The following is a 26182-nucleotide window of genomic DNA, read 5'->3' as shown; positions in this document are numbered from 1 at the left end:
TCTGTCAACGACACACCGCGGACGGTGACCGCCCGGTCCACGTTTCCGGGCGGTTGAACACCGCTTTCTCGAAGCCGCGGCACCGGCCGAAGGCGAGCCCAGCGCGTTTTCGCCGCGCGCCATCTATGATCCGTATACATCGGATAGCCCACCGCTCGCGAAGGCGCGGCGGTCAACACTGATCAGGAGCGAGATGGCCATCACCAGTCGTGACGTCGCCCGGCTGGCCGGAGTGTCGCAGCCGACGGTCTCCCGGGCCTTGCGCGGAGATCCGCGCGTGGCCGCGGAGACCCGTGTCCGAATCGAGAACGCTGTCGCGGCGCTGGGCTACGTGCCCAGCGAGGCGGGGCGAAGCCTCGTCACCCGGACGACGCGGCGGATCGGCATCGTCGTGAGCGATCTGACCAACCCGTTCTATCCCCACCTCATCGGCCCCTTGCACGACGCTCTCGAGCAGCACGGCTACCGGATGATGGTGTTCGCCGAGCGATCCGACAGCCAGGTGTCCATCGAGCAGCTCGTCGACGGCTCCGTGGACGGGGTGGTGCTGCTGACCAGCAGTGTCGGCTCCCCACTCCCGCATGAGCTGCACCGTCGTCGGCTTCCTTTCGTTTTCCTCAACCGTGAGAGCGGACTCGGACTGGGCGACGCCGCGGTGGTGGACAACGAACTAGGCGGTCGACTTGCCGCGACCCGACTCGCCGAACTGGGGCATCGGCGCATCGCCGGTATCTTCGGACCCCAGACCACGAGCACCGGGCGGGACCGCGAGATGGGTTTCCGCCTCGCGCTCGCCGACTCCGGGATCGGCCTGCCACCGGAGCTCACTCGACGTGGTCCGTTCGAGTTCGACACGGGATACCGGGCCATGCAAGAACTTCTCGCGCTGCCGACGCATCCGACGGCAGTATTCTGCGGCAATGACGTCGTCGCGATCGGCGCGATGAACGCCGCACTCGCCCAAGACGTCGAGATCCCCGCAGATCTGAGCGTGATCGGCTTCGACGACATCCCGATGGCCGCGTGGGAGACCTTTCGGCTCACGAGCATCGGCCACAACCTCGAAAAGATGTCCGCCGCAGCCGCGGGGCTTCTGGTCGAGCGACTCGCCGCACCCGATGCCGGCACGCCGCCGCGCCGGATCGTCCTCGAACCCCATCTCGTCGAGCGTGCGACGCTGGCACCGCCGCACGCCTGAACCTTCCCTCACATACGTACTTCGACATCTCCCTCTTCGTCGGCGACCACGACAGCGCCTACGAGGGGGCATGTCGCCGACCCCAGATATAACTGCAGGTAGAACCGCCGCAGGTACCCCGTTCCGACCGGGCATTTCCGTGTCAGGGTCGCAGATCCACTCTTGCGTAACCGCGATACATACGCATACACTCGGGTTTCCCCCTTGTGAGCCGCGTTACACCGCCGGCGACACTTGCCCCAGCATCCCTCCCTTGAAGGAGTTCCGAGTGACCACCCGATGCACCCCGGCCCACTCCGAATGCGTGGACCCCCACCGATCATGGCCGTCCGGAAGTCGAGCACCGCGGTGAGTACGACAACGGCCGCCCGCGCCGGCGCGGCCGCCCGCCGACAGCCCTCCGCATGGCGGCGGGTGGGCATCCCGTACGCACACCTGACGCCCGCGCTGATCGCCATCGCACTCACTACTATCTATCCCCTCGGGGTTGCCCTGTCGAACAGTTTCCGGCATTGGCGGGTCAACGAGACCCGCACACCGCAGGAGTTCGTCGGTTTCCAGCAGTACGCAAAAGCGTTCGCCGACACCAACTTTTACAATGCGGTGTGGGTCACCCTGATCTTCACCGTCATCTCGGTCGTCCTGTCGGTGGGGCTCGGACTCGCGATGGCGCTGGTCCTGAACCGGGTGAACTGGCTCTCCGGTCTCACCAAGGCACTGCTGATACTTCCGTTCGCCGTTGCCCCTGCACTGAAGGGGTATTCGTGGCGATTTATGTTCAGCCCCGACTACGGCGTCTACGACAAGATGCTCAAGACGTTGCTGCCGTTCACCGACTCGATCAACTGGCTCGGTGAACCGTTCTGGGCGTTGATGGTGATCGTTCTCAGCGAGGTCTGGGGATGGGCCCCGCTCATCGCGTTGATGTTCCTCGGTGGCTTGGGATCGATCTCTCCCGAAATTCGCGACGCCGCCCGTGTCGACGGAACCAACGCCTGGCAGGAGTTCTGGAAGATCAGCTTCCCGTTGTTACGGCCACTGATCCTCATCGTCGTGTTCCTCAAGGCCGTCTTCTCGGTCAAGATCTTCGACCAGGTCGTCACCATCACGTCGGGCGGTCCGGGTCGCGCGACGGAATCCCTGAACTTCTTTGTGTATTCACAAGGATTCACCTTCCTGGACATCGGCTACGCCTCCGCGGTGTCCTGGATCCTCGTCGTGATCCTCGGGGCCCTCGCCGCCGGGTACCTCTGGCTCATGGGAAGGCAGGAGTCGAAATGACCGACACACTCGACCGCGAAGGCGCGCGGACACGCCCCGCCGTGCCCAAGCGGCGCAGGCCCCGAAAGACCGGCAAGCAGACCGCGCTCGGGGTCGCCCGGCTACTCGCCACGCTCGTCATCCTGTTCTTCGTGCTGTTCCCGATCCTGTGGTTGGCGCTGACCGCGTTCAAGCCGGAGAGGGAGGTATTCACCACCTCGATCCTCTTCCGCCCCTCACTGGACAATTTTCGCGGAATCATCGGTGGTGCCAACGATCTGGTGCACCCGATGTTCAACAGCATCATCATCGCGGTGATCACCACCGTCATCTCGGTACCGCTGGCCCTGCTGGCCGCCTATGCGTTTTCCCGGTACCGGTTTCCCGGTGCGAAGTCCGTTCTTCTGGGAATCGTGGCCACCCAATTCATTCCGGGTGTCGCGATCGCCCTCCCCTTCCTCACGATGTTCCGCGATCTCGGCCTGCTGGACACCCACCTCGCCCTGATCGTCACCAATCTCGCGATCGTCGTTCCCTACAACACCTGGTTGCTCAAGGGGTTCGTCGACGGACTGCCCATCGAGGTCGAGGAGGCCGCAAGACTGGACGGATGTGGGCAGCTGATGCTGCTGTGGCGCGTCATCACCCCGCTCGCCGCCCCTGGGATCTTCGTCTCGGTGGTTTTCGCCTTCCTCCTGTCCTGGAACGAATTCCTCTTCCCGACCTTCCTTGCCAGGGCCAACGCCATCACCCTGCCCGTCTCTCTGATGACGCTCGATCAACCCGACGGCGTCGAGTGGGGTCAGATGGCGGCGGCCGGTCTGCTCGTGATGGTTCCGATGATCATCCTCGCCACCCTTGTCCGCAAGCACTTCGCACAGGGCATGACACTAGGAGCGGTCAAATGACCCGAAAGACTCCTCGCCTCCGGAGCCTCGTTCCGGCCGCAATCGCCCTCGTACTCGCACTACTCGCGTCTGCCTGCGGATCCGGTCCCATCACCAAGGACTTCGCATCCCAGGTCAAATCCGGGCCGGTCGACGAACTCGGTCTCCTCGAAGGCAAACCCTACGAGGGAACCCACATCCGCTTCCTCACCTGCTGCACCGCGGTGCCGCAGTTCGCCGCATTGAACGAGCGGACGAAGCAATTTACCGAACGCACCGGCATCACCGTCGAATGGTCCAACATCCCCTACGCCGCGTTCCTGCAGAAGATCGTCGCCGAAAGTGCTATCGGCGGCGGCACCTACGACGTTCTGATTTGGCCCGACGCTTGGGGGCCCTCGCTGAAGATCGGCGTCCAGCCCCTCGATGAGGTCATGAAGAAGGACGGCATCACCCTCGACGACTACTCCGGACCCTTCCGCGAAGCGGCCAGCGCGGGCGACCCGACGGCCACCTACGGTCTGCCCTTTCGCGGATTCTCCTACAACCTCTTCTACCGCAAGGACATCTACGCCCAACTCGGCCTGGAACCGCCCACCACCTGGGACGAGTACTACCAGCAGTTGGAGCTGATCAAGAACCGCACCGACAAGAATCCGCTCGCCGGCCAGTTCAGCCGCAACAACGGCCAAGATCTCTATACCTGGCTGACGATGCTGTGGAGCAACGGAGCCGAACTGTTCGACGACAGCGGAGCCCCCGCGTTCACCAGTCCCGCAGCCGTCGCCGCCACGCAGAAGTATCTGGAGACGATGCGCCAGGGATACACACCGCCGGAGTCCACCAACTGGGGTGAGCTCGAGTCCACGACCAGTTTCCTGAAGGGGAACGCCGCGACCGTGCTGACATGGTCTTGGCACCTCGAAGACTTCACCAATCCCGGCAAGGCTGCCCCCGAACTCGGCGGCAACGTCGGAGTCGCGTCGCTACCTGGTTTCCCGGGCCAGGACCCGGCGAGCTATGCCTACACCTGGCTCACCGGGGTCCTCAACACCTCCCAGCACCAAGGCGCGGCATGGGAATACGTCAAATGGATCACCCACGCCGATACCGAACGTGAGATCGCCCTCGACAAGACCGATCCGGCGACCACCACCGGTATCACGGTCCACAACTCGAACATGCTCGACCCGCAGGTCAACGCAGCCAACCAAGGGCTTCCCCAGGTTCAGTACAACACTCTGCAATCGGCGCGGGCGATACCGATGAATCTCGACTGGCCACGCATCATGGACATCCTCGCCGTCGCCGTCAACGAAATGGCGAACGGCGCAGACGTCCCCGGCAAGCTCGCCGAGACCGCAGACGAGATTCGGGAGCTCGACCGATGACCACCGACACGAAGAGGTGCACCCCTCGTACCCTCCTCTCGACGCGCGGAATGAGTGGCGAACCCCATCACACGACCAGCACAAGCCGTCTCACCACCGCACAGTTCCCGCCCGCGCTCGGCAGCAACGCCCCGGCGCGCGCCTTCGCAAGCATCGCCGACCACCGTGTGGTCCTCGACACCGCCCGCGGCACCACCCGAAACCGCTCCGTCGACCCACCGCAGACCCCTTCAGGAAGGGCATAACATGGCCACCGTCAGCTACGACAGCGCCACCCGCCGCTACCCCGGCACCGACATCGCCGCGGTCGACCAGCTCGACCTCGAGATCCAAGACGGCGAATTCCTCGTCCTGGTCGGCCCCTCCGGTTCGGGCAAGACCACCGCCCTGCGCATGCTGGCCGGACTAGAGGATATCGACGAGGGAGGAATCTCCATCGGCGGACGCGAGGTGACCGCCGTGGCACCGAAGGACCGCGACATCGCGATGGTGTTCCAGTCCTACGCGCTGTACCCCCACATGTCCGTCGGCGACAACATGGGCTTCGCGCTCAAACTCCGCGGTGAAGACAAAACGGTCGTCAAACAGAAGGTGGCCGAGGCGGCCCGCCTGCTCGACCTGACCCCATTCCTCGATCGCAAGCCCAAGGCATTGTCAGGTGGCCAGCGGCAGCGAGTGGCAATGGGACGCGCGATCGTCCGCGATCCATCGGTATTCCTGATGGACGAGCCGCTGTCCAACCTCGACGCCAAACTCCGTGTCGAGACCCGCGCCAACATCGCGGCTCTGCAGCAACGGCTGGCCACCACCACCGTGTACGTCACCCACGATCAGGTCGAGGCGATGACGATGGGGCACAGGGTGGCGGTACTCAAGGACGGCATCCTGCAACAGGCTGCCACCCCGCGCGAACTCTACGAACGGCCGGCCAACGCCTTCGTCGCGGCCTTCATCGGCTCGCCCGGAATGAACCTGACAACGGTGCCGGTGTCCGCGGTGGGCGTCGAGTTCGGCGAACTCATCGTTCCCGTTCCCCGGTCCGCCGTCTCCGGTCTGGATGACGTCACCTTCGGAATTCGGCCGGAAGCACTGCAATTGGTCGGGCCAGCCGACGACGGATTCGACCTCGCTGTCGAACTGGTCGAAGAACTCGGCGCCGACGCCTACATCTACGGCACCGTTCTGAGCACATCCGGGGCACATCGGGTCAACGTGCGCGTGGACGGCCGCACGCCGCCCCGTCTCGGTCAGACGGTACGGGTCGGTCTCCGAAACGTGGCCGAAACGCACGTTTTTCACCCGGTCACCGGGGCACGACTGCTCGGTTGAGCAACCAACCAACCGCCGACGGCGCCGCCCCAGATCGGCTTTCGTCCGGTGACCCTGCACGATGCGACCGAAACCGCGTCTCGTAGATCCCGACCAGCGCGCGCTCGCAGCGCGCGCTCATCACCATAATCTCGAAGGACACTCACCATGCCCAAGACTGACGACCAGTCGTCCGCCATCGCTGCAACGGCTACCAACGGCAATGCCGCTCCGACGACGGCGAAATCCGGTTCGACTCGCATCATGCCGCCGAACTTCGACATCGCCGTCCGACCCGCCAACGGCGCGGACATGCCCGGTTATCCCACCGGAGACCGTCGACACTCGATGCGCGGCTTCGAAGACCAGTACACCGACATCGTCGACTACATCGTCCGTATCACCCATCGCATCTGGGAGGACCAGGACGTGGGCTACATCTACGACACCTACGCCCCCGGATGCCGGGTCTCGAACGACAGCGGATTCGCTTTCGGTGTCGAACACATGGTGGAAGGCACTATCCAATCGATCAACGCCTTCCCCGATCTGCGCGTGTACTCCGACGACGTGATCTGGGCCGGCGACGACGAGCAGGGATTCGTCACCTCCCACCGGGCGATCAACATCGGCCACCACACCGGACCGTGGCAATGGGGGCCGGCGACCGGCCGCAAACTCGAAACCTGGGTTATCGCGAACTGTCTCGTGCGCGAGAACGAGATCGTCGAGGAATGGGTTCTCTACAACATGGGCGCCAAGCTCAAACAGCTCGGCATCGACGTCGTAGACGCCGCGCGGGCCTACGGCAACAACGGAGGGACCGCGCCGTTGACTGAACGCGACTACACCGAGGTCGCCCGGCTGGCAGGGGGCCGCAAACCACTGCCCTACCCACAGGCCAGCACCCGCACCGGCTTCGATGTCGAGCACATGGTGCGCGCACTGTTCCACGACGTGTTCAACCGGCGCGACTTCAGCGCCATCAACAAGGCATACTCCCCCACCGTCCTCTTCCACGGCACAACAAACCGGGAAGGACGCGGCCGAAACGACGTCCGCGCCTTCGCCCGCGGGCTGCTCTCGACGTTCCCCGACCTCGGGGTAGCCGTCGACGAGGTGTACTGGATGGGAAACGACCGCGACGGCTACCGAGTCTGTGTGCGGTGGACCGGCACCGGAACGCACCGCGGTTACGGGTTCTACGGGACACCGACAGGACGTCGAGCTCACCTCTGGGGGATTACCCAGTTGTACATCGCCGACGGTCGCATCATCGAAGAGTGGAACCTGTTCAACGAATTCGACGTTCTCGCACAGCTTCTCCGAGACGACGAATCAGCAGAATTTCTCCGCTGACTGCAGCACCCGATCGATAGAGGCTCCAGCGGAGGGCGATGCGCACTCGAGGAGTGCAGGGGCGCGAGCTGGCGCGGTGGCAGATCCTGACTGTAGGTCGCGAAGCCAATGAGCAGAACGGTTTCCCGCTCGGTGTTCTTCTTCGTCACCTTGGTCAAGGTGCTCCGGCCCCAGCTCCCGCCCGTCAATCCGTGTATGCGGTTCTCCCGCACACGGCTTACGGACGTCGTTCACCGCAGGCGTTCGGTCTCTCCGGCCAAGCCTTGACGGGCCTTGGAGCGACGTCAGTCCCGCCGGCGACGCACGTCCCGGAACGGGATCGGCGGATTCTGGCGGTCATCGGGACCCGCCGGATCGAGGCCGCAGACGCTTTCGACGAACTGGTGACTGCGGCCCGAAGTCACGGCGTGTCCGTCTTCACGCTCGCCGAGGCCCTGGTTGCCCTCGCCAGCGGGAACGAGCTGCACGAGCCCACCGCCGCCCGCGCAGCCCGCGCCGAATGGGACGCACTGTTCTGGCCCACGCGACGACGCGAGCGGGGGATGAAACGGTTCGCCTCGCCCGGGCAGGCGCAGCGGTTCCTCTCGGCGTTCGGCGGCATCGCAGGGCACTTTCAGGCGCGGCGACACCTGCTCACCGCTTCCGAATGGCGACGCGAGACGACTTACCGATTCGCCGTGTGGAACACGGTCACCGGTGTCTCTGCCGCAGCCTGAACGATGCGACTCCGACAGGGCCCCGCACCCGGCTCCATACTCGCGGATCCAGCCCTGGGCCGGCCAAGTTGACGATGCCGCCGGCGGTGTCCCCCGATCAACTCGCCGATAACAGGAAAGTGCCAGCAGCAGGCCTGCTCAGAAAGGCTTCGGAAGTGACCTGATATGGAACCAATTTTGTCAAGGGGCAGGGAGAAGCGGCGCCCATGACCGTCGTCGCGGACGCCGCTTCATTTTGACCGAATGACCCGGTTGTGGTGGTGGCGAGCGTGTCGATATCGACGCGCGGTCACTCTGATATACGCGGGTTGGCTACCGCAAGGACGGACTGTTCGGCTGGAGTGGCTCCGCTGGTCTAATAACGAGCGTGATCCCAACGCACAGTTGAGGATTACTCATAGGTCGCTCGCGGGTCACTCCCAGGCGCTGCCGTCACCACCGCGTAGGGCAATCCGGACACTTGTTGGCGCCTCCGAGGGATTCCTCGGTCCCGGGCCTGTCGGATCGTCACCGAGGCGGAGGGTCAGGGTGGAGCCCCCGCAGCGCAGCGAGGAGAACCGACCTTGCCGTCCGACGAGTGACGACCAGGATCTGGCCACCAGAGGAATGCTCTTGGCGCCCCCGCTCACTCGTCGAGGACGGCCAGTGACCAGCACCAGCCGGCGAGTTCCCGAGCGATCGCGGTGTTGGCCACGACCGGCCGCTTGCGCCGCTGCTCGAAGCCGTTCCACCGGGCGTGCAGGCGCCGGTTACCCTGCTGACCGCGGGCACGGGCCGCCGGGCCGGCCTTGTCCCATCGCCGCCGCAGAGCCACCCCGGGACGATACGGCCGACGGTGTTGCCAGGCGGCCTCGATCAGCAGCCGGCGCGCGTGCCCGTTGCCGGTCTTGGTGATCGCTCCCTGCGACCGCGTCGCGCCCGACGACGATTCGGTGGGCACCAGCCCCAGGTAGGCGCCGATCGAGCGGCCGGTCAGGCGCTGCCAGTCGCCGATCTCCACGGCCAACCCGAACGCGGTCAGCGTGGACACCCCGCGCAGGCACCCGAGCCGGGTCACCACCGCAGTGTAGGCACTTGTCGCGGCCATCTCGGCGATCGCCGCATCCAGGCGGTCGCGACGATCCACGGCCGCAGTCATGGTGTCGTAGGCGGTGTCGTACGCGAGCTGCAACCCCGGCACCTCGAATCTCTGCCGACGCAGCCAGGTATCGTGCACCTTCGTCCACGTCTTGCCCTCGTAGTAGACGATTCCCTGCCGCAGAAGCAGTTTCGACACACGATGCCGAGCCGACATCAGGTCGCCGCGCACGTCCTCCCGCGCCCGCACCAGATCCCTCGCGGCCTCCTGCTCGACATCGGGGATCGTCACCGGGATGATCTGGCCCAGATGCAGCAGCCGGGCCAAATGCCGGGCGTCTCGCGCATCGGTTTTGACCCTGTCGCCGGCCGGGCGCTGCAGTTTCGACGGAGCCGCGACCAGACACTCGATCCCCGCGGCCAGCAGGAACCGCGCCAACCCGAACCCGGTCGGGCCGGCCTCGTAGGTCACCGCCGCCCGCCCGGGCAAGCTACGTATCCATCCGAGAATCTCGTGGTGATCCGGCGTCAACCGCCGCTCAAACAGCTCGCCGGTCTCCCCGTCGAGGCCACACGCGACCACCGACCGCGCGTGCACATCCAACCCAACACTCGTACGCTGTGTACTCACTGGGGCCTCCCACATCTGTGGCTCTACCGGCCAGGACCGCTTCCTGTCGGCAACCCACGATCACATGTGCGCGAGGCCCCAGCCATTACCTCCATACCGTCTAAGGCACCGCACCCACCTGGGCTGTTGCAGACTGCTACAGTGGTGTCGAGAGGAAGGTTCCCGACATGGCAAGTACATCTCCGACTCGAATCGACAACGAGCTGTATGCATCGGCGAAACTGGTCGGTGGACGGATGAGTCGCAGCGCCGCGCAACAGATTGCGCACTGGGCGCGGATCGGCCGCGAACTGGAAGCCTCCCACAGCGTTTCCTACCGCGACGTCGCCGACGTCCTGGACGGCCGAYGCGACTACGACGAGCTGACCGACCGGGAACAGGCGGTCGTCCGTGCGGAATGGACCGAGCGAATCACCGAGCGCCGAGAAGGACTGGACCTGGCAGAACAGTTCGCCCACTCCGGCCGTTCCTATGTCGAGCTGGACCAACACGGGAACATCGTTCGGCACGCCGCGCACGACGGCAAGTCGGCCGGCGCTTGAGCCCTGATCCCGTCCTGCACGCCATCGCCGGACCGAACGGTGCCGGGAAGACCACGTTCTACGAGCTCGTGTTCCGCCCTGTCACGCACCTGGACTTCGTCAACGCAGACGTCATCGCCGCCGCACGTTGGCCGAACGAGGAGGCCACCCACGCGTACGAAGCGGCCGCCCTTGCAGCCGAGGAACGAGCACAGCGGATCGCCCAACGCCGATCGTTCGTCACCGAGACCGTGTTCTCCCACGAGTCGAAACTCGACCTGCTCCGCGACGCCCAACAAGCAGGATTCCACGTGACCTTGCACGTGGTCCTGATCCCGGAGGAGTTGGCCGTCGCGCGCGTGGTCGACCGTGTAGCGAACGGAGGCCACCACGTGCCCGAGGAGAAGATCCGGGCGCGGTTTGGGCGGTTGTGGAGTCTACTGCGGGCTGCGATCGCCTCCGCCGATCAAGCCTACGTATACGACAACACCACCACAGCTCACCCGTTTCGCCTTGTCGCAAGCTTCACCAATGGCAATCCGATTGACGACCCGACCTGGCCGTCCTGGACCCCGACGGCTCTGCGCGCGGACAGCTAGCCTCGACCAGTGCCGCATCAGGCAACATCTGCCTCGGTGACGATCCGGCGGAGCGTCTCGTCCGCGGCGTGCCTGTTCCGCCAGATGATGGCGCAGTCGAACCATGCTGCCCTGGTCAAGTCCCGTGAGATGGTGTACGACGTCGTCGTGTGATTCCTCGGCTGGTGGTTATGCGGTCAGAGCCGCCGGTGTCACCTCCTCGGCGGGTTCGGATGGTGTGTGGGTTCCGCGGGAGCGGGCCAGCACGTCGAGACCGAGGTAGCGGCGGGCTTCGATCAACTCGTCGTGCTGTTCGGCGAGGACTGCGCCGACGAGCCGGATGAGGGCGGTGCGGTCGGGGAAGATCCCGACGACATCGGTCCGCCGCCGGATCTCCTTGTGAGTCTCTAACTCGGCATCGACATCCGAGCCGCCCGCAACGCCGCACTGCACGACCTCAGCAAGGAAATCGACGCCGCATCCCTCGCCGCCCTACTCGGCTACACCCCCAACACCATGAACATCCACGCCGCCCGCGCGGCAATCCCAATGGGAAGCTACCCCGCGATCAAGCGCCCGAAACGATGAGCGAGCCCCCGTTCAGGAGATCTCGACAGAAGTTGATAAGGCCCTTATCCAATCGGCCCGTCGACGCACGGCGTCGCCCGAGAAGTGCGCCAAATCGATGGCCTGAGCCTTCCCCGCCACGAGGAGGGAGAAGTGCCCGGAGACGACGAGCGTGCAGTCTTGGTTGATCAATGATCCCTTGCAGGTGACGACCGCGGCCTCACCGCTGGGTCGTGGCCGGATTGCGATGACCTCGGAGACGGCGTGCACGGTGTCACCGAAGAACGTCGGGGCATGGAACCGGACCTCGTCGAGCCCGTAGAAGCACTGCAAGTAGCTCGGATGCAGTTCGACCAGTCCGAGCAGGGTGGACAGCATCAGCGCGCCGTGCGCGATCTGGCGACCGAAGCGGGTCCGCTGCGCGTACTCGGGGTCCAGGTGCAGCGGGTGCCGGTCCCAGGTCAGCTCGGCGAAGTCCTGCACGTACTCGTCGGTGATGGTGCGCGACTCGGTTGTGGTGGTATCACCGACGCGGATGTTCTCGAAGTGAGTGGAAATCAAAGAATGTCCTTAGGGATTTGGCTTTTTGCGGGTCGTTACTGTGTGGAGACTGGGCAATAGGTGCCGTCGTGGTCGATGAACATGTCGATGCTGCCCCGGCTGAGGTCGGCTTCGCGGACGAAGAACACGCTGATCAGAGCCGGATCAGGTTCCGCTGTCCAGAATGAGTTGCGCTAAGGAATTGGTGGGCAAGAGCCGCTTTCGGATGATCAAGTCCGGTGGGATGTCCTGGGCACGCGAATGCCTTCGGCGACCACCGCGCCCATGGTCAATCCGAGATACAGGTACCTGCGCAGCGCTGCGAACTTGTGCGGAATCCCCAGCCCGGCGCCGGCTGCCCCTCGTGTTGTGGGCGGCCGGTGCGGCGGCTCTGTTGGTGGTGTCGGCGAACTGCAGGGGCAGGGCTACAGAGAGGTCGGAAGGACGACCAGGGCCCAGGCGAGGATCGGGGCGACGAGGACGACGTAGCCGGTGTATTTGAATTGTGTGCGTTGGAATTTGTTGCGGTCGGGGACCTGGGCGTTGGCGAGGACCATGACGCCGTTGCTGGACAGTGGGCTCACGTCCACGATCGTTGCTGCGAAGATGACCGCCGCGACGAAGCCGATGAGGCCGATGTCGCCGGCGAGGAGTAGCGGAGCCGCGAGTGGGAGGACGATGCCGATGGTGCCGATGGAGGACCCGACGGCGGAAAGGACGGCGACGGAGTAGCACAGGATCAGGGCYGTGAGCAGCGGCGAACTGAGCGAGGCCGCCGCATTGCCGAGGAAGTCGACGGTGCCGTTCTCGTTCAGCACGCTCATGTAGGTGAGCATTCCGGAGACCAGGAGGACCGCTGACCACTGCACGTTGTTGACAGCCGTTTTCAACTTGTTCGGTGCCAGGCAGAGCAGGATCGCCGAGATGACCATGGAGCAGACGCCGATGTCGAGTTGGAAGGCTGCACCGCCGACGAGGAGAGCGAGAATGCCGACGATGGTGGCGATCCGCATCGGGGTGAATCCAGTGGCTTCGAGTTCCTCGATCCTGCCGGGCGTGACCTTCGGTTGAGCGGATCCGGTGGTCGTGGCCGTTGTAGCTGTCCCCGGGCGGGTTGCGGTGGCGTTGCGGCCGGTCGGCGCTCCCGTGGTGACGAGTTGACCGCCCCGTGGCGGTGTTTCGGCCGTTTCGGCGGTGTCGGTGATGCTGTCGATGTCGATGTCGATGTCCTGTTCACCCGAATGCATCAGGTCGCGTCCGCGCACCAGGAAGATGGCGACGGCGAACAGGAAGTTCAGCCCGAGGGGGACTGCGTACAACACGAACGGGTTGTTGGGCAGGCCGGCGGATTGCAGCCAACCGTTGGTGAACGCGCCGTAGACGGTGACCGGGGAGAAGGCGGCGCCGAGCACGCCGTGGCTGATCATCATGCCCATCAGCAGCGGATCGATCTTGTAGCGCTTGGCGATCGGCATGGCGATGGGCGCGAGCATGCCGACGGCAAGCGTGGATCCCATGGTCATCAGGCCTGCGCCGAGGAAGAACATCAGCCACACAATGGCCCAGCGCTTGCCGCGGACGAGCCTGAGTGCTCCGCCGATCATCAAGTCCGCGGTGCCGTTGAGCTGTGCGATCCCGAACAGCAGGGTGATTCCGATGATGGCGATGACGATGTTGCCGGGGAAGAAGTCGAAGATGTCTTCGAGCGCGATTCCGGAGACCCAACCTCCGATCACGAAGGCGGCGGCGAATGCCAGGACCCCCATGTTGATCGGGGTCATGGTGGCGATCGCGAACAGCGCTACCAACGCCGCGATCGAGAGGAAATAGAGCATGGAGGTAACCCTTTCGGTGGTTGCTCGGTTTTCCGAGCACGCCTTCCGGTGACGAGCCGGGGCGGTGAGCCGACTGCGGGCGGCGTCGCGGTCGGGCCGGGCCCGTCGGGCGACGGCCCGCACCCGCCTATTGAAGGGTGATGGCTGTCACAGAAGCAACCCGCTTGGCGAAAATGCATCCAGATGCTCACCGTGGATCTTCGCCGCCGCGCGAAATGAAGCCAATGGCTCAGAATTAACTGCCTCTGGTGGTTCGATGCTCACCGGTCATGCGCTACCATGGCCAAAGGTCCGGATCAGCGCTCCTGGCGAAGCTTCTCCACGATGGGGATGGTTCGCGGCCAGATCCGCCGGCTCAACACGATCTCCGAGCGCGTCCGTAGGACCCCGTCGGTCCTCATGACCGCCTGGAGTACTTCCTCGAAGTGTGAGTTGTCCCGGGCGACGAAGCGGCACAGCAGATCTCCGTCACCGGAGACGGTGTTGGCTTCGATCAATTCCGGTATCGCGGTGAGGCGGTCGAGAGTGCGGTCGATCTCGCTCTGAGCGATGTGGACATGCACGAAGGCCATCACGGTGTACCCGAGGGGGGCGGGGTTGATCTGCGGGCGCCAGCTGACGATGACGCCCGCCTTCTCGAGTTTGGTGATCCGTGCCTGTGCCGTGTTGCGAGCGATGTTGAGCCTGCGGGAGTACTCGCGGACACCGGCACGGGGTTCTTCGACGATCAGCCGAAGGATGTCGAGATCAAGCTTGTCGAAGCCGTCCATTGCTACTCCTGTCGTAAGGGTCCGAAACTAGGCCGAATGCGCAGTCGGCACCGCTCTCGCCCACCTGTGTTGAGCATTTGGCAGCAAATTTCGGAGCTGTGTTTATCTCACGGTACATGTCTGCGTATGTTGTGGGTCACATCGAGTACCGCGGAGATCGGGGATCGATCGAACCCGCATTTCGCCGCCGGCCGAGAGCGGCACGGCTGTCCGGCCGGCGCGCTCTGGAGTAAATGGAAGGGACAGGCACTGAACATGGGCCACACGCTTGCGGAGAAGATCTGGAACAGCCATCTCGTGCGATCCGCCGAGGGTGAGCCGGATCTGATCTACATCGACCTGCACTTGCTGCACGAGGCAAACACCCCGCCCGYGTTCGCCGGACTACGAGCTGCGGGCCGCACGGTGCGCCGCCCCGAGCTGACCCTCGGCACGGTCGACCACAACAACCCGACCGATGACGAGTTGCGTGACCTTTCAAGCGCCACTGCCATCCGGCAGATCGACCATATGCAGAGAAACTGCCACGACTTCGACGTCGAGCTGTACACCCTCGGTGACCCCTTGCGGGGTATCGCACACGTCATCGGCCCCGAACTGGGTTTGACCCAGCCCGGCATGACGGTGGTGTGTTGTGATTCGCACACCAGCACCCACGGCGCCTTCGGAGCCCTCGCATTCGGTATCGGAACCAGCCAGGTCGAACACGTCCTCGCCACGCAGACACTGCCGATGACCCCGATGAAGAACATGCGCGTGGTCGTGGACGGGATGCTGCCCGCCGGTACCACCGCCAAGGATCTGATCCTGGCGATAATCGCGCAGATCGGCACCGCCGGAGGCCAGGGTCACGTCATCGAATACCAGGGTGAGGCGATCCGCGCGCTGTCGATGGAAGGTCGAATGACGGTGTGCAACATGACCATCGAAGCCGGGGCACGCGCAGGACTGATCGCACCCGACGAGGTCACCGTCGAGTATCTGCGGGGACGACCACACGTGCCGTCCGGTGCCGTCTTCGACGAGGAAGTCGACTACTGGCGCACCTTCTACTCCGACGACGACGCCGAGTTCGACAAGGAAGTGCACATCGACGCCTCCGCCGTCGCGCCGCGGGTGTCCTGGGGCACCAACCCTGCACAGTCGGTTCCGCTCGACGGCGTGGTGCCGGCACCCCATTCGTTCCTGGACCCCGTCGCCCGCGCGGCGGCGGAACGCGCGTTGACGTATATGGACCTCGCCCCCGGCACCGCCATGAGGGCGATCGAGATCGACGCCGTGTTCATCGGATCGTGCACCAACGGCCGGATCGAGGACCTGCGGGAAGTCGCGGCGGTGTGGCAGGGACGACGGATCGCTCCCGGCATCGAGGTCCTGGTGGTGCCGGGATCGGAAACGGTGCGCGCCCAGGCCGTCGCCGAAGGACTCGACGAGATCTTCACCGCGGCCGGGGCGTCGCTGCGCTCGTCGGGATGCTCGATGTGCGTGGCACTCAACGACGACCGGCTGCGTCCAGGTCAACGCGCAGCCTCGACGAACAACCGGAACTTCGAGGGCAGGCAGGGCCGCGGTGCGCGAACGCATCTGGTGTCACCGGCGGTGGCGGCCGCCAGCGCTGTTACCGGCCGACTGACCTCTCCCACCGACCTCGAGGAGCGCTGACGATGGACAGTTTCACCGAGCACACCGGAATCGCCGCACCCCTGCGTCGCTCCGACGTCGACACGGACCAGATCTATCCGGTGGGCTTTTTCACTGGGGACTTCGACAACGGGCACGCGGACGCACTGTTCGGCGAATGGCGAGCCGACCAATCCGACTTCGTCCTCAACCAGCCCGAATACCGCGACGCGACGGTCTTGGTCGCGGGAACCGACTTCGGTACCGGGTCCTCGCGCGAATGGGCGGTCTGGGCCCTGCGGGACTACGGCTTCCGTGCCATCATCGCGCCCCGGTTCGGCGACATCTTCCGCGACAACTCGCTCAAGAACGGCCTGCTCACCGTGCAACTCCCCGCCGATGTGGTCGAACAGATCTGGGACAGCATCGAGGCCCGGCCCGGCACGGCCGTCACCGTCGATTTGGTGCAACTGCAGGTCCGTGTCGGCGAGGTGATCTACCCGTTCGAGCTGAACGAGAACGTTCGGTGGCGCCTGCTCAACGGCTACGACGACATCAGCCTGACCTTGGCGCAGGTCGCCGACATCGATATCTACGAAAGTACCCGGCGGCGCACCCTTCCCATCGCCCGCCGCATCACCCTCCAGGAGGCCCGCCGTGCCTGACCTCTCGACCGTCGAAGATCATCACAACCGACTGACCGGGACCGTTCCCGAATCGAAGATCCGCACCACCGAGATCCCGCGGTACGACACCGACTTCGCCGCGAGGCTGCTCGCGATCCCCGACGTGTCCTCCGCCGTCGCGGACGCGCTCGATGAATTCGGTGGCGGCGCCGTGCTCGACTCCACCGCCCTGCAACCGCTGGCGGCGGGAGACACGCTCTGCGGACCGGCAGTGACCCTGCGCTATATCCCCCTGGGGGGCGACGTGAGCAGCGTCCGCGACAGTAAGTCCTGGAACGGCGCCGGGGACCGGGACGTGTACGGGCTCGGCCGCCCCGGCGACGTCGCGGTGATGGACTGCTCGAGCTCACGCGCGGGGGCGGTGATGGGCACATTGTCGGCTCGGTGGGCCCTCAAGGCCGGCATCGCCGGCTGCGTCGTCGACGGCGCGGTCCGTGACAGCGCCTCCATCCTCGACACCGGGTTACCGGTGTGGAGTGCCGCGCGCCGCCCCAACTCCGCTCGCTACCGGTACGAAGTCATCGAGCTCAACGGTCCGGTGTCCTTGTGCGGCTACCTGGTCCAGCCCGGGGACTACATCGTCGCGGACATCGACGGTGTCTGTGTGATCCCGTTCTTCGACGTCCCCGGGGTCGTCGAGTTCTGCGAGAACGCCAGCGCCACCGAAGCCGCCTTCATCGACCGGATCGACGCCGCCTCGTCCCTGGAAGAACTCGTCGCCGGCCTCGGTTCGGGTCACGCCCCGGCGTGACCGGGCGACACATCATCGAAGGAAACCACCTTGTCCTCCACCCTGCACAGCCCCGCCGCCACCTTCTCGCTCGACGACCGCTACGTTCTCGACGAGGGCACGATCTACCTGACCGGCATCCAGGCTCTTGTCCGCACCTTGCGTGACCGGGCGATCCTCGATCGCCGCCGCGGGCACCGCACCGCCTCGTTCGTCTCCGGCTACGAGGGCTCGCCGCTGGCCGGTTACGACCTCGAAATCGGGCGCAAGCGCAAACTCCTCGACGGGTTCGACATCGTGCACCGCCCGGGGGTCAACGAGGAACTGGCAGCCACCTCCGTCCTGGGCACCCAGATGGTGCCCCAGGTCGGACGGATGCGGCCGGACGGAGTCACCGGCTACTGGTACGRAAAATCGCCCGGCCTCGACCGCGCCTCGGACGCCATCCGGCACGCCAACCTCATCGGCACCGACCCCCGAGGCGGCGCCGTCGCCCTGGTCGGTGACGACCCGGGTGGTAAATCGTCGAGCCTGGCCTGCGCCTCCGAAATCGCCATGGCCGATCTGTTGATGCCCACCCTCTACCCGGCCGACCCGCAGGAGGTACTGGACTACGGACTGCACGCACCGTTCCTGTCCCGGTTCACCGGACTCTGGTCGGGGCTCAAGTTCGTTACCGCCGTCGCCGACGGCGCCGGCACCGCGGTGGTGCACCCCGACCGGATCGACCCCAGCTTCGGAGACCTGGGACCGAGCACCTACGTACCCAGCGCGAAGCTCGCCGGCCCCAACCTGCTGACCCTCGAGCGCAGCCAGCTCTACGACCGCCTCCCGCGCGCCCTGGACTACGCGCGCATCAATCACCTCAACCGCATTGCCGCCGCCGGACCCGACGACCGCATCGGCATCGTCACCTCCGGCAAGACCTACCTCGACCTGCGCGAAGCCCTCACCGTACTCGGACTCGACGACACCGACCTGCGCCGCTTCGGCATCCGGATCCTCAAGCTCGGCATGATCTACCCGGTCGACCCGCAGATCGTGCACACCTTCGCCGACGGCCTCGACGAAATCATCGTCGTCGAGGAAAAGCGCGCCTTCATCGAGACCGCGGTCCGCGACATCCTCTACCCACGGGCGAACGCCCCCAGGGTGTTCGGCAAGACCGATCCCCACGGCAAGCCCCTGGTCAATGCCTTCGGCGAACTCGACGCCGATCTGATTGCCGGTGCTCTGGCCCGCCGCCTCGGCGACGAGTACGACATCGAACCGGTCCAGCGCTGGCGCGAGCGGCCCAAGACCTCACGGATCACGCTGCCGCTGCTGACCCGGACACCGTATTTCTGCTCTGGGTGCCCGCACAACTCGTCGACGAAGGTGGCCCCCGACAGCCTCGTCGGCGGCGGCATCGGCTGCCACGCCATGGTGTTGCTGATGGACGACAAACAGGTCGGCGATGTCATCGGCTTGACCCAGATGGGCGGCGAAGGCGCTCAATGGATCGGGATGGCCCCCTTCCTGGAAGAAAACCACCTGGTCCAGAACGTCGGCGACGGCACCTTCATGCACTCGGGCAGTCTGGCGCTGCGCGCCGCCGTCGCCTCCGGTGAGAACATCACCTACAAGCTGCTCTACAACGCCACCGTCGCCATGACCGGCGGCCAGGACCCGGTCGGCGCCATGCCACTCGACCGTCTCACCCGACTTCTCCTGGCCGAGGGCGTCCACAAGATCGTCGTCACCACCGAGGACCGTAACCGGGTCAAAGCCCTGAAGCTGCCCCGCGGGGTCGAGATCAGCGACCGCGACGACATGGTGCAGGTGCAGCAGGACCTCGCCGCCGTCTCCGGTGTCACGGTGCTCATCCACGACCAGGAATGCGCAGCAGAGAAACGCCGTAAACGTAAGCGCGGCACAATCGACACCCCCACCACGCGGGTGATGATCAACGAACGCATCTGTGAAGGATGCGGAGACTGCGGCGAGAAGTCGAACTGCTTGTCCGTGCACCCCGTCGACACCGAGTTCGGCCGCAAGACCGCCATCCACCAATCCTCCTGCAACCTCGACTACTCGTGTCTGAAAGGTGATTGCCCCTCGTTCGTGACGGTCACTCCCGGTCCCGCCGAGCAGCGCACCCCCGTACCTGACATCGCACCCGGCCTGGTTCCGGAGCCGGCACTTGCGCCGGTCGGGTCCGAATTCGGAATGCGGCTTCTCGGTGTCGGCGGCACCGGCGTCGTCACCGTCTCGCAGATCCTCGCTACTGCCGCAGTGCTCGACGGCAAGTTCGTGCGCAGCCTCGACCAGACCGGTCTCGCGCAGAAGGGCGGCGCCGTCATCTCCGACCTCAAGCTCAGCGACCGCGCCWTCGAAACAGGATCGAAGATCGGTCAGGGCCGGTGCGATCTGTACCTGGCCTGCGACTCCCTCGTCGGAACCGACCCGACCAATCTGAAGGTCGCCAACCCCGACAGCACCATCGCAGTCGTCTCCACCACCGAGATCCCCACCGGGCAGATGGTGGTCGACACCACGGTGCACTTCCCCGAGTTGAGCACGATCCGCACCGCCATCGACAGCGCCACCCACCGGTCCGTCTACCTCGACCCGGCCGGCCTGTCGCGGGATCTGTTCGACGACGAGCAGTACACCAACATGCTCCTCGTCGGTGCGGCCTACCAGACCGGTGTCCTCCCGATCTCCGCCGACGCCATCGAGCGGGCGATCACCCTTAACGGTGCCGCAGTCCACACCAACGTGCAGGCCTTTCGCCGTGGCCGCCAGGCCGTTGCCGACCCGGCCGCCCTGACCGCCGCCATCGAGAGCACCCGGCGCGCCGTCTACACCCCGCCGGCGCCGTCACCTCGAGCACTCCAGATTGCGGCCACCGTCGCTGCTGCCGATGACTCCGAGCTGGCGCGACTCGTGTCCCTGCGGACCGCGGACCTGATCGACTACCAGGACGCGTCCTACGCGCAGCAGTACGCCACCTTCGTCGAACACGTGCGCGCGCAGGAGACCACGCTGATCGGCGGATCCACCGCGCTGACCGAAACCGTGGCCCAGCACCTGCACAAATTGATGGCCTACAAGGACGAGTACGAGGTCGCGCGCCTTGCCCTCGACCCCGCCTTCGACGCCGCGGTCACCGATGCCTTCGGCCGCAGCGCGAAACGGTCGGTGCGCCTGCACCCGCCGATGCTGCGCGCGATGGGCATGAAGAACAAGCTCTCCCTCGGCTCCTGGGTCAATCCCGGCTTCAAGACCTTGCACCGGCTGCGGCGAGTCCGCGGCACCAAACTGGACGTCTTCGGCTACCACCACATCCGCAAGATGGAACGCGAACTCATCGTCGAATACCGCCAGATCATCGAGCGGCTCCTCGTCGACCTGACCGCAGCATCACTGCCTGCCGCCGTCGAGATCGCCGCCCTGCCCGACATGATCCGCGGCTACGAGCAGATCAAGGTCGGCAACGTCCACAGCTATCACGACACCCTGACAGGGCAGCTCGCCGAATACCCACACCAGTCCGCCGCCGCCGAGCTCGCCAGCTGAGCCTCACGTGCCGCGACCGCGACGACGGTCCCCGCCGAGCAGGCAGGCGAACACGGCGCAGCTTGTGGGCAGCCGTCTCGGCCGAATCCTGAGTTACGGTGAACACTGACTCGCCGAGGGGGCAAAGTGGTCAAGGACGGTGCTCGCAGATGGCGCGACAGCAGATGGTTCGACGTTGTCGTCATCCTCTCGACCATCGCCGCCGGAACCGTGGTGGCCGGCCTGCTGAACGACCCGGGGCCCAATGAGCACACCACCGACGGCGCGTACACCTACGCTTTCGAACCCGCGCCGTACCCGGCGCGGATACCGGGGTGCGATGTAGTCGAACCGCCCTCGGACCCTAAACGCGTCAACTTCGCCACCGTCGGGCCCGGCGAGTACGACAACCCGAAATATCCATGGTTCTCGGGGGCTAAGGCCGCGGCGATGACACAGGCCACCGTCGATGCACTCCCGGACTCGGTGGAGCTGGTCTTCGCCAGCCCACGCCAGTCCCTACAGTTCGAGCCGATCACCGATGTCGACCCCGCCAACTTCCCACAGGAGGAGGATGCAGACCTGTTCAACGGGTCGACAAACGCCCGCGGCTCGCTGGTCCGAGACGGACACGTCGGAACCTTGACCGTCGATGTCCAGGCCTGGAACCGTCCCGTCCTGCCGTGCGTGACAGGAGCGCTGGATCGACGCGACACCCGCCCGGACGGCACGGTGCTCGACACGCTGGACACCTGGTACGAGATCAACGGCGTCCGCACACTCGAACGCACTGTCGACGCGTACCTTCCCGACGGCACCCGGATCGTGGCCACGGCCAACGACGCCGACAACACCGACCCGAGGGCAGGCAGCCGCCACAGCGGACAGATCCCGTTGACCCTCGACGAGCTGACCGCGATCGCCACCACCCCCTCCCTGGCGGTCACGGCACCCGTCATCCCGGCCGTGCCACTGATGCCGTCCTGCGGGGCCTTCACCGATTGGAACGGCCCGGAGCTGACCCGGGACAAGGTGACCCGGCTCGACCAGGCACTCGAAGCCCGGTGGGCGAGCATGCCCGGCAACAACGACCTCACCCTGGATCGGCCGATCGGATCACTCCGCTTGACCGACGCCGGAAAAGACAACGTCTGCGAGGTGCTCACCGTGACATCGGCCACCGGGGCCGCCGGGCGCCTCGACATCGTCGTCGTCAGCGGTCAACCCGCGTCCTCGCGCCAGGACGAGTACCTGAACGAGATCGACCCGAACCGCATCACGACTGTGTCAAAAGAAGGGTCCACCCTCACCCGCGGGTTCTACCCCGCGCACGGCAGCGCCTACTTCTCGATCACCCGTCCCTCCACCCAACAGATCATCATCAGCACCACCCCCATCAAGGGTTCCACCGTCCCGATCACGTTGGAACAGATCGAATACCTCGCCACCGCAACCGAACTCGACCTGAGCTGATAACCCGTCGGAACGGGATTCGCACACACCGTGGCAGCCAATGCGACCGGCTGACCACGACCGTCGGTTTCGTTCCCTGACGCGTCGGAAGACGGATGCCGGCGGACAAGCCAGCTGGAGAATTGAGCCGGTGAACAGGGCATACGAATCCAACGCCCCGCAATTTCACCGAACTCGAGTTGACTAGCTGGTGGGCGCTCAGCGAGTACGCTAACACTGCAACAGGGGTCGCGACAGGTCCCACATTGGAGGGCACACCATGCGGTGGGTTTCGCTTCCTCGTTCGTCCTTCGCCTGGACTGCGGCGTCCGTGGCCATCCTCGCTGCACCGCTCGGCTCGTCCGCTGCGGCGACCGCGAACCCGCCGCCGGTCCCGGCGACGACAACGATGTTTCAGGCCCCGGTGACGTTCGTTTCTGCTTGTAGCACAGTGGGATTCAGATGCTGGGTACCGTACCTGCTGGCAACCGTGACTCCGTCCGCAACAACCGGTGCACCCGGCATGGTGACTTTGGCGGCAGAGCCCTCGAACACAATCGCGATCACCACGCTCGACTGTATCGACGTATCGGTGAACTGGCGAAACCTGACCACCGGCGCCACCGGCACCACCGTGCTCCGAGCCGAGCGGCCCGTCGACTTCAGTCGCCCCATCGCGCCGGACGAGAGGTGCCGATATACCCCGGCGACAGTGGGCACCGGCAGCGGAACAGTCGTCGCGACCGCCGATGTCAACGCCCACGTCCTGCCGCCCGCGAGCGACCGATGGCCTCAAGTACCGGTCGACCCTGGGTTCGGATCCTTCCCGGTTCCCTAGAGCGAGTCGACATTGTGTGTGGGTCGGTAGCAGCTCACTCCGGACGATCCCCACGTGGTTTCCGGCGCGTAGTACACGGCGAGTTTCCCTGCTACGTACCGCATTCGTACCTGCCGGGCGCCGACGGTATCTACTGGATTCGTAGACGAGGATGAGCCCACAAAACCGCTTCTACCAGGACTGACGACACGTCCCTCCCGACGAGAGTGCCCCGCATCGACATCGATGCGGGGCACTTGGCTCAGAGGGGACAGCGGAGGCTGCCGACGGTTAGCCGCGAGAGAGTCCGGGCTGAATCTGGATCTGCCCCGGGTTGGCCTTGGTCTTGCCGACCGTCCATTCGCCGTCCGCACCGCACACCAGGGCACCATTGCGATCACCGGGCTTGCCGTACGTCACCGTCTCGTTGCCCTGCGAGTCCGTGTTCACGATCGGACACGGCCCACCGGTGGGACCGTTCGGACCGATCGGCTCGGCCTGAGCGACGGACGCCGCCCCGACGGCACCCAGGACCGAAAAGGCAGTGAAGGCGATAGCGGCAACGGTTCGGCGGGCGTTGATCATTCAGTTCTCCTGAGGATGTCGGGGAAGTGCGTCGGTGACAGGTACAACTCTGCCCATTCCAGCGCCCGATCTGAAGCCACCCCAGGGGTTCGTTCGCCCACCCCAGGGAGGGAAACACCCCACCCCAACACGATGTAGAAGCTGACCGGTCGATATTGAATCCGGATATACCGAGCCGGGCATTCACACCCCGCTACCGTGTCCGGGTATGGGGACCGCCTTCCACGGTCCGAGTCCGTGGCCGCACATCACCCGCGCGATCCGTACGCGCGGGCCCCGGCATGCCGCGATCGCCCACCTCGGCCAGGACGCGCCCACCCTGCCGCTGCGCGCCGGGGACGTCCTCGTCGTCAACGCCTCCCGCGCAGCCGTACGGGCGCCCTGACCTCCCCTATTGTGCTCGCGTACTACGCGGACGCCGGGGTTCGGGTGCTGTCTTCGCCGAACCTGCACGCCAATGTCATCGCCACCGACCGGCGGGCAGTCATCGGCTCCGCCAACGCCTCCCACGGCTCCGCCCTCCCGAGCGCCAGGCGGATGGGGTCCGGCCCTGACCCCGAGTGCGGTCGGGTCGAAACGGCGGCATCCGAGGTCGCTGCGTATACACGACATGTTCCGGGCGCGGCCGGCAGATCGAAAGCCGGGCGCCAGGCAGACCCGTCGCTCACAGATGGAATGCGGATTCGGCAGGACGAAGTGGTTACGTCACCTTGACGCTCCCGGTGAAGAAGAACGGGGCCACACTGCCGAAGCAGAAGACGGTCACATTGGACCCCGACGCAAAACCGCCGATTCTTCCGACGCCGGCTTTGAATCCGAAATTCGAGTCAAGTGCAAAGCAATTCCAGCTCTCCCCCGCCGGTACCGCAATGCTGATCTCGCCTGTACCGCCCGCGGTGACAGTAGGTGCCGCCGTTGCGGTGCCGGCCCCCACGAGCATCACGGGGGCGATGACGGCTGAGGCAACAGCTGTGCGCAACGCGATCTTGTTCATCGTGCTCACCTTCGATTCTGAAAAAGTCCCGACTCGGATAGGGAACGGTGACGCCGACCCCACCAGGGAAGCCACGATCGGATCCACCGCCTACTTCGCATATCGCATCAACACCCGAGAAGTTTCACCAATACGACAATCTTCTCGAAGTCGAAACTTGAACAACCGACCAATTCAAATGGACAAGTAATCTATTCCGACGGTTTCTGATTGAACGGGCTCGAGCAAGTACCTAATTTATTTCGCGAGCCACATTCCGACGTGTCGGCTGCCAGCCTCGGCGGCAAGCCGCTGCTCGGTAGTGCAGCACGTCATCGAGTCATCGTGTGCTGCTGCCGAATATAGGCCCGTGGGAAGTCGTGCGTTTCCACGTAGCAGGCGCGTCTGGCCACCACCGGTGAGCCCCCAGCCTGTGGAACGTGTCTGCTGCCCGAGCGACCGGACGCTCTAGGAGGTAGTACCGGACGCCCGACAGCCTGGCGGTTGGGCCGAAACGCGCACCCCGGGAGGCACACTCAACATCAGTCGGGATTGGCCGACGACGGCCCGATACCCTTCGCGGCGGATCCCGGAGGTCCCTGCCCCGAACACTCGACACCAGTCGCGATCGGAGAGCCTACTTGGCAACCACGCTGCCGCCGGGGTCGACGTTTTGGGGAGCGACGCTCCGTTACTGGGAATTCTTTTCGGCGACCGCGGTCGCCGGGTGCACGGCAACCAACCCGAGGCCCGCCCTGCGCTTGCAAAGCTTCGCCAACTCGGCGTACGCGGCCTCACCGAGCAACTCGGTCAGCTCCGGCGCATACGACTGCCACACCGCCTTCGCGCCGACGTGCGCGTCCGGCGAGCCGGAGCAGTACCAGTCCAGATCCGCGCCGCCCTCACCCCACCCGCGCCGGTCGTACTCGCTGATCGTCGTCTTCAGGACCTGCTCGCCGTCGGGTCGCTCCACCCATTCCTGGGTGCGCCGGATCGGCAGCTGCCAGCACACGTCGGGTTTGACCTCGAGCGGCTCGATGCCACGCTCGAGTGCCATCGAGTGCAGCGCGCACCCGATGCCACCCTCGAAGCCGGGACGGTTGAGGAAGATGCATGCACCCTTGTATCGGCGGGTCCGCAG

Annotated in this window: 22 protein-coding genes and 2 pseudogenes; 15 read left to right on the top strand and 9 right to left on the bottom strand. The window is 65.4% G+C overall.

Annotation, left to right across the window (positions count from 1 at the left end):
• The first annotated feature begins 193 nt into the window (after positions 1-193).
• The 7 genes from AC1D1G_RS20815 to AC1D1G_RS20785 all read left to right on the top strand — a co-directional run bounded on the left by AC1D1G_RS20815 (position 194) and on the right by AC1D1G_RS20785 (position 8119).
• The gene (locus AC1D1G_RS20815) at positions 194-1198 is read left to right on the top strand and encodes a LacI family DNA-binding transcriptional regulator (protein WP_477953519.1); all 1005 of its coding nucleotides are present in this window, start codon (positions 194-196) and stop codon (positions 1196-1198) included.
• Positions 1199-1546: 348 nt separating this feature from the next.
• Positions 1547-2479, top strand: a complete 933-nt coding sequence (locus tag AC1D1G_RS20810) for a carbohydrate ABC transporter permease (RefSeq protein WP_157792702.1) — start codon at positions 1547-1549, stop codon at positions 2477-2479.
• Positions 2476-3366 carry a carbohydrate ABC transporter permease gene (locus AC1D1G_RS20805; protein ID WP_477953518.1) on the top strand — a complete coding sequence of 297 codons (891 nt, stop codon included), beginning with the start codon at positions 2476-2478 and terminating at the stop codon, positions 3364-3366. The genes AC1D1G_RS20810 and AC1D1G_RS20805 overlap by 4 nt, the downstream gene beginning before the upstream one ends.
• Positions 3363-4736 carry an ABC transporter substrate-binding protein gene (locus AC1D1G_RS20800; protein WP_477953517.1) on the top strand — a complete coding sequence of 458 codons (1374 nt, stop codon included), beginning with the start codon at positions 3363-3365 and terminating at the stop codon, positions 4734-4736. The genes AC1D1G_RS20805 and AC1D1G_RS20800 overlap by 4 nt, the downstream gene beginning before the upstream one ends.
• A gap of 246 nt (positions 4737-4982) precedes the next feature.
• Entirely contained in the window at positions 4983-6065 is a 1083-nt protein-coding gene (locus AC1D1G_RS20795) for an ABC transporter ATP-binding protein (RefSeq protein ID WP_477953516.1), read from the top strand.
• A 147-nt stretch (positions 6066-6212) separates the two neighbouring features.
• Positions 6213-7403 carry an ester cyclase gene (locus tag AC1D1G_RS20790; protein ID WP_283335111.1) on the top strand — a complete coding sequence of 397 codons (1191 nt, stop codon included), beginning with the start codon at positions 6213-6215 and terminating at the stop codon, positions 7401-7403.
• 383 nt (positions 7404-7786) lie between these two features.
• The gene (locus AC1D1G_RS20785) at positions 7787-8119 is read left to right on the top strand and encodes a hypothetical protein (RefSeq protein ID WP_477953515.1); all 333 of its coding nucleotides are present in this window, start codon (positions 7787-7789) and stop codon (positions 8117-8119) included.
• Positions 8120-8744: 625 nt separating this feature from the next.
• Here the strand turns inward: AC1D1G_RS20785 and AC1D1G_RS20780 are convergent.
• The gene (locus AC1D1G_RS20780) at positions 8745-9827 is read right to left on the bottom strand and encodes an IS110 family RNA-guided transposase (RefSeq protein WP_005265383.1); all 1083 of its coding nucleotides are present in this window, start codon (positions 9825-9827) and stop codon (positions 8745-8747) included.
• Positions 9828-9994: 167 nt separating this feature from the next.
• Here AC1D1G_RS20780 and AC1D1G_RS20775 point away from each other — a divergent pair, with 167 nt between their 5' ends.
• Together AC1D1G_RS20775 and AC1D1G_RS20770 are read left to right on the top strand one after the other, a co-directional pair.
• A complete protein-coding gene (locus AC1D1G_RS20775) occupies positions 9995-10369 on the top strand; it encodes a TA system antitoxin ParD family protein (RefSeq protein ID WP_477953513.1) in 375 nt (124 codons plus the stop codon).
• Complete coding sequence (locus AC1D1G_RS20770; RefSeq protein ID WP_283335113.1) at positions 10366-10947, top strand: ATPase; 582 nt, start codon at positions 10366-10368, stop codon at positions 10945-10947. Before AC1D1G_RS20775 ends, AC1D1G_RS20770 begins: the two co-directional genes overlap by 4 nt.
• 168 nt (positions 10948-11115) lie before the next feature.
• Here AC1D1G_RS20770 and AC1D1G_RS20765 read toward each other — a convergent pair.
• From AC1D1G_RS20765 to AC1D1G_RS20750, 4 genes and pseudogenes are all read right to left on the bottom strand, one after another.
• A pseudogene (locus AC1D1G_RS20765) lies at positions 11116-11328 on the bottom strand (transposase); the annotation flags it as partial.
• A gap of 198 nt (positions 11329-11526) precedes the next feature.
• On the bottom strand, positions 11527-12054 hold the full coding sequence (locus AC1D1G_RS20760) for a MaoC/PaaZ C-terminal domain-containing protein (protein WP_477953512.1): 528 nt from the start codon (positions 12052-12054) through the stop codon (positions 11527-11529).
• A gap of 404 nt (positions 12055-12458) precedes the next feature.
• Positions 12459-13868, bottom strand: coding sequence for an SLC13 family permease (locus AC1D1G_RS20755; protein ID WP_477953511.1), 1410 nt, complete (start codon positions 13866-13868; stop codon positions 12459-12461).
• 296 nt (positions 13869-14164) lie between these two features.
• Complete coding sequence (locus AC1D1G_RS20750) at positions 14165-14638, bottom strand: Lrp/AsnC family transcriptional regulator (RefSeq protein ID WP_283351832.1); 474 nt, start codon at positions 14636-14638, stop codon at positions 14165-14167.
• A gap of 255 nt (positions 14639-14893) precedes the next feature.
• Here AC1D1G_RS20750 and leuC point away from each other — a divergent pair, with 255 nt between their 5' ends.
• The 5 genes from leuC to AC1D1G_RS20725 all read left to right on the top strand — a co-directional run bounded on the left by leuC (position 14894) and on the right by AC1D1G_RS20725 (position 22687).
• Positions 14894-16300 (top strand): 3-isopropylmalate dehydratase large subunit, encoded by a 1407-nt coding sequence (gene leuC / locus AC1D1G_RS20745; RefSeq protein WP_477953509.1) that lies wholly within the window; start codon positions 14894-14896, stop codon positions 16298-16300.
• Between the two features lie 2 nt (positions 16301-16302).
• Positions 16303-16923 carry a 3-isopropylmalate dehydratase small subunit gene (gene leuD / locus AC1D1G_RS20740; protein WP_271213484.1) on the top strand — a complete coding sequence of 207 codons (621 nt, stop codon included), beginning with the start codon at positions 16303-16305 and terminating at the stop codon, positions 16921-16923.
• Positions 16916-17695 carry an RraA family protein gene (locus AC1D1G_RS20735; RefSeq protein ID WP_283351831.1) on the top strand — a complete coding sequence of 260 codons (780 nt, stop codon included), beginning with the start codon at positions 16916-16918 and terminating at the stop codon, positions 17693-17695. The genes leuD and AC1D1G_RS20735 overlap by 8 nt, the downstream gene beginning before the upstream one ends.
• Before the next feature lie 30 nt (positions 17696-17725).
• A complete protein-coding gene (locus AC1D1G_RS20730) occupies positions 17726-21235 on the top strand; it encodes an indolepyruvate ferredoxin oxidoreductase family protein (RefSeq protein WP_477953507.1) in 3510 nt (1169 codons plus the stop codon).
• Between the two features lie 126 nt (positions 21236-21361).
• Entirely contained in the window at positions 21362-22687 is a 1326-nt protein-coding gene (locus AC1D1G_RS20725; protein ID WP_283351830.1) for a hypothetical protein, read from the top strand.
• A gap of 393 nt (positions 22688-23080) precedes the next feature.
• Here AC1D1G_RS20725 and AC1D1G_RS20720 read toward each other — a convergent pair whose 3' ends face one another.
• Together AC1D1G_RS20720 and AC1D1G_RS20715 are read right to left on the bottom strand one after the other, a co-directional pair.
• Positions 23081-23422, bottom strand: a complete 342-nt coding sequence (locus AC1D1G_RS20720) for a hypothetical protein (protein ID WP_283335122.1) — start codon at positions 23420-23422, stop codon at positions 23081-23083.
• A gap of 352 nt (positions 23423-23774) precedes the next feature.
• Entirely contained in the window at positions 23775-24068 is a 294-nt protein-coding gene (locus AC1D1G_RS20715; RefSeq protein ID WP_105422014.1) for a hypothetical protein, read from the bottom strand.
• 208 nt (positions 24069-24276) lie between these two features.
• Here AC1D1G_RS20715 and AC1D1G_RS20710 point away from each other — a divergent pair.
• Positions 24277-24590: pseudogene (locus tag AC1D1G_RS20710) on the top strand (phospholipase D-like domain-containing protein); the annotation flags it as partial.
• A 178-nt stretch (positions 24591-24768) separates the two neighbouring features.
• Here the strand turns inward: AC1D1G_RS20710 and AC1D1G_RS20705 are convergent.
• Positions 24769-25062, bottom strand: a complete 294-nt coding sequence (locus AC1D1G_RS20705; protein ID WP_477953506.1) for a hypothetical protein — start codon at positions 25060-25062, stop codon at positions 24769-24771.
• Between the two features lie 670 nt (positions 25063-25732).
• Positions 25733-26182 (bottom strand): DUF3109 family protein (locus tag AC1D1G_RS20700; protein ID WP_477953505.1); only part of this gene is annotated, 450 nt, incomplete at its 5' end.

The organism is Rhodococcus sp. P3_B8 (genome assembly GCF_056402775.1).
This window is presented reverse-complemented; position numbering and strand designations above follow the sequence as displayed.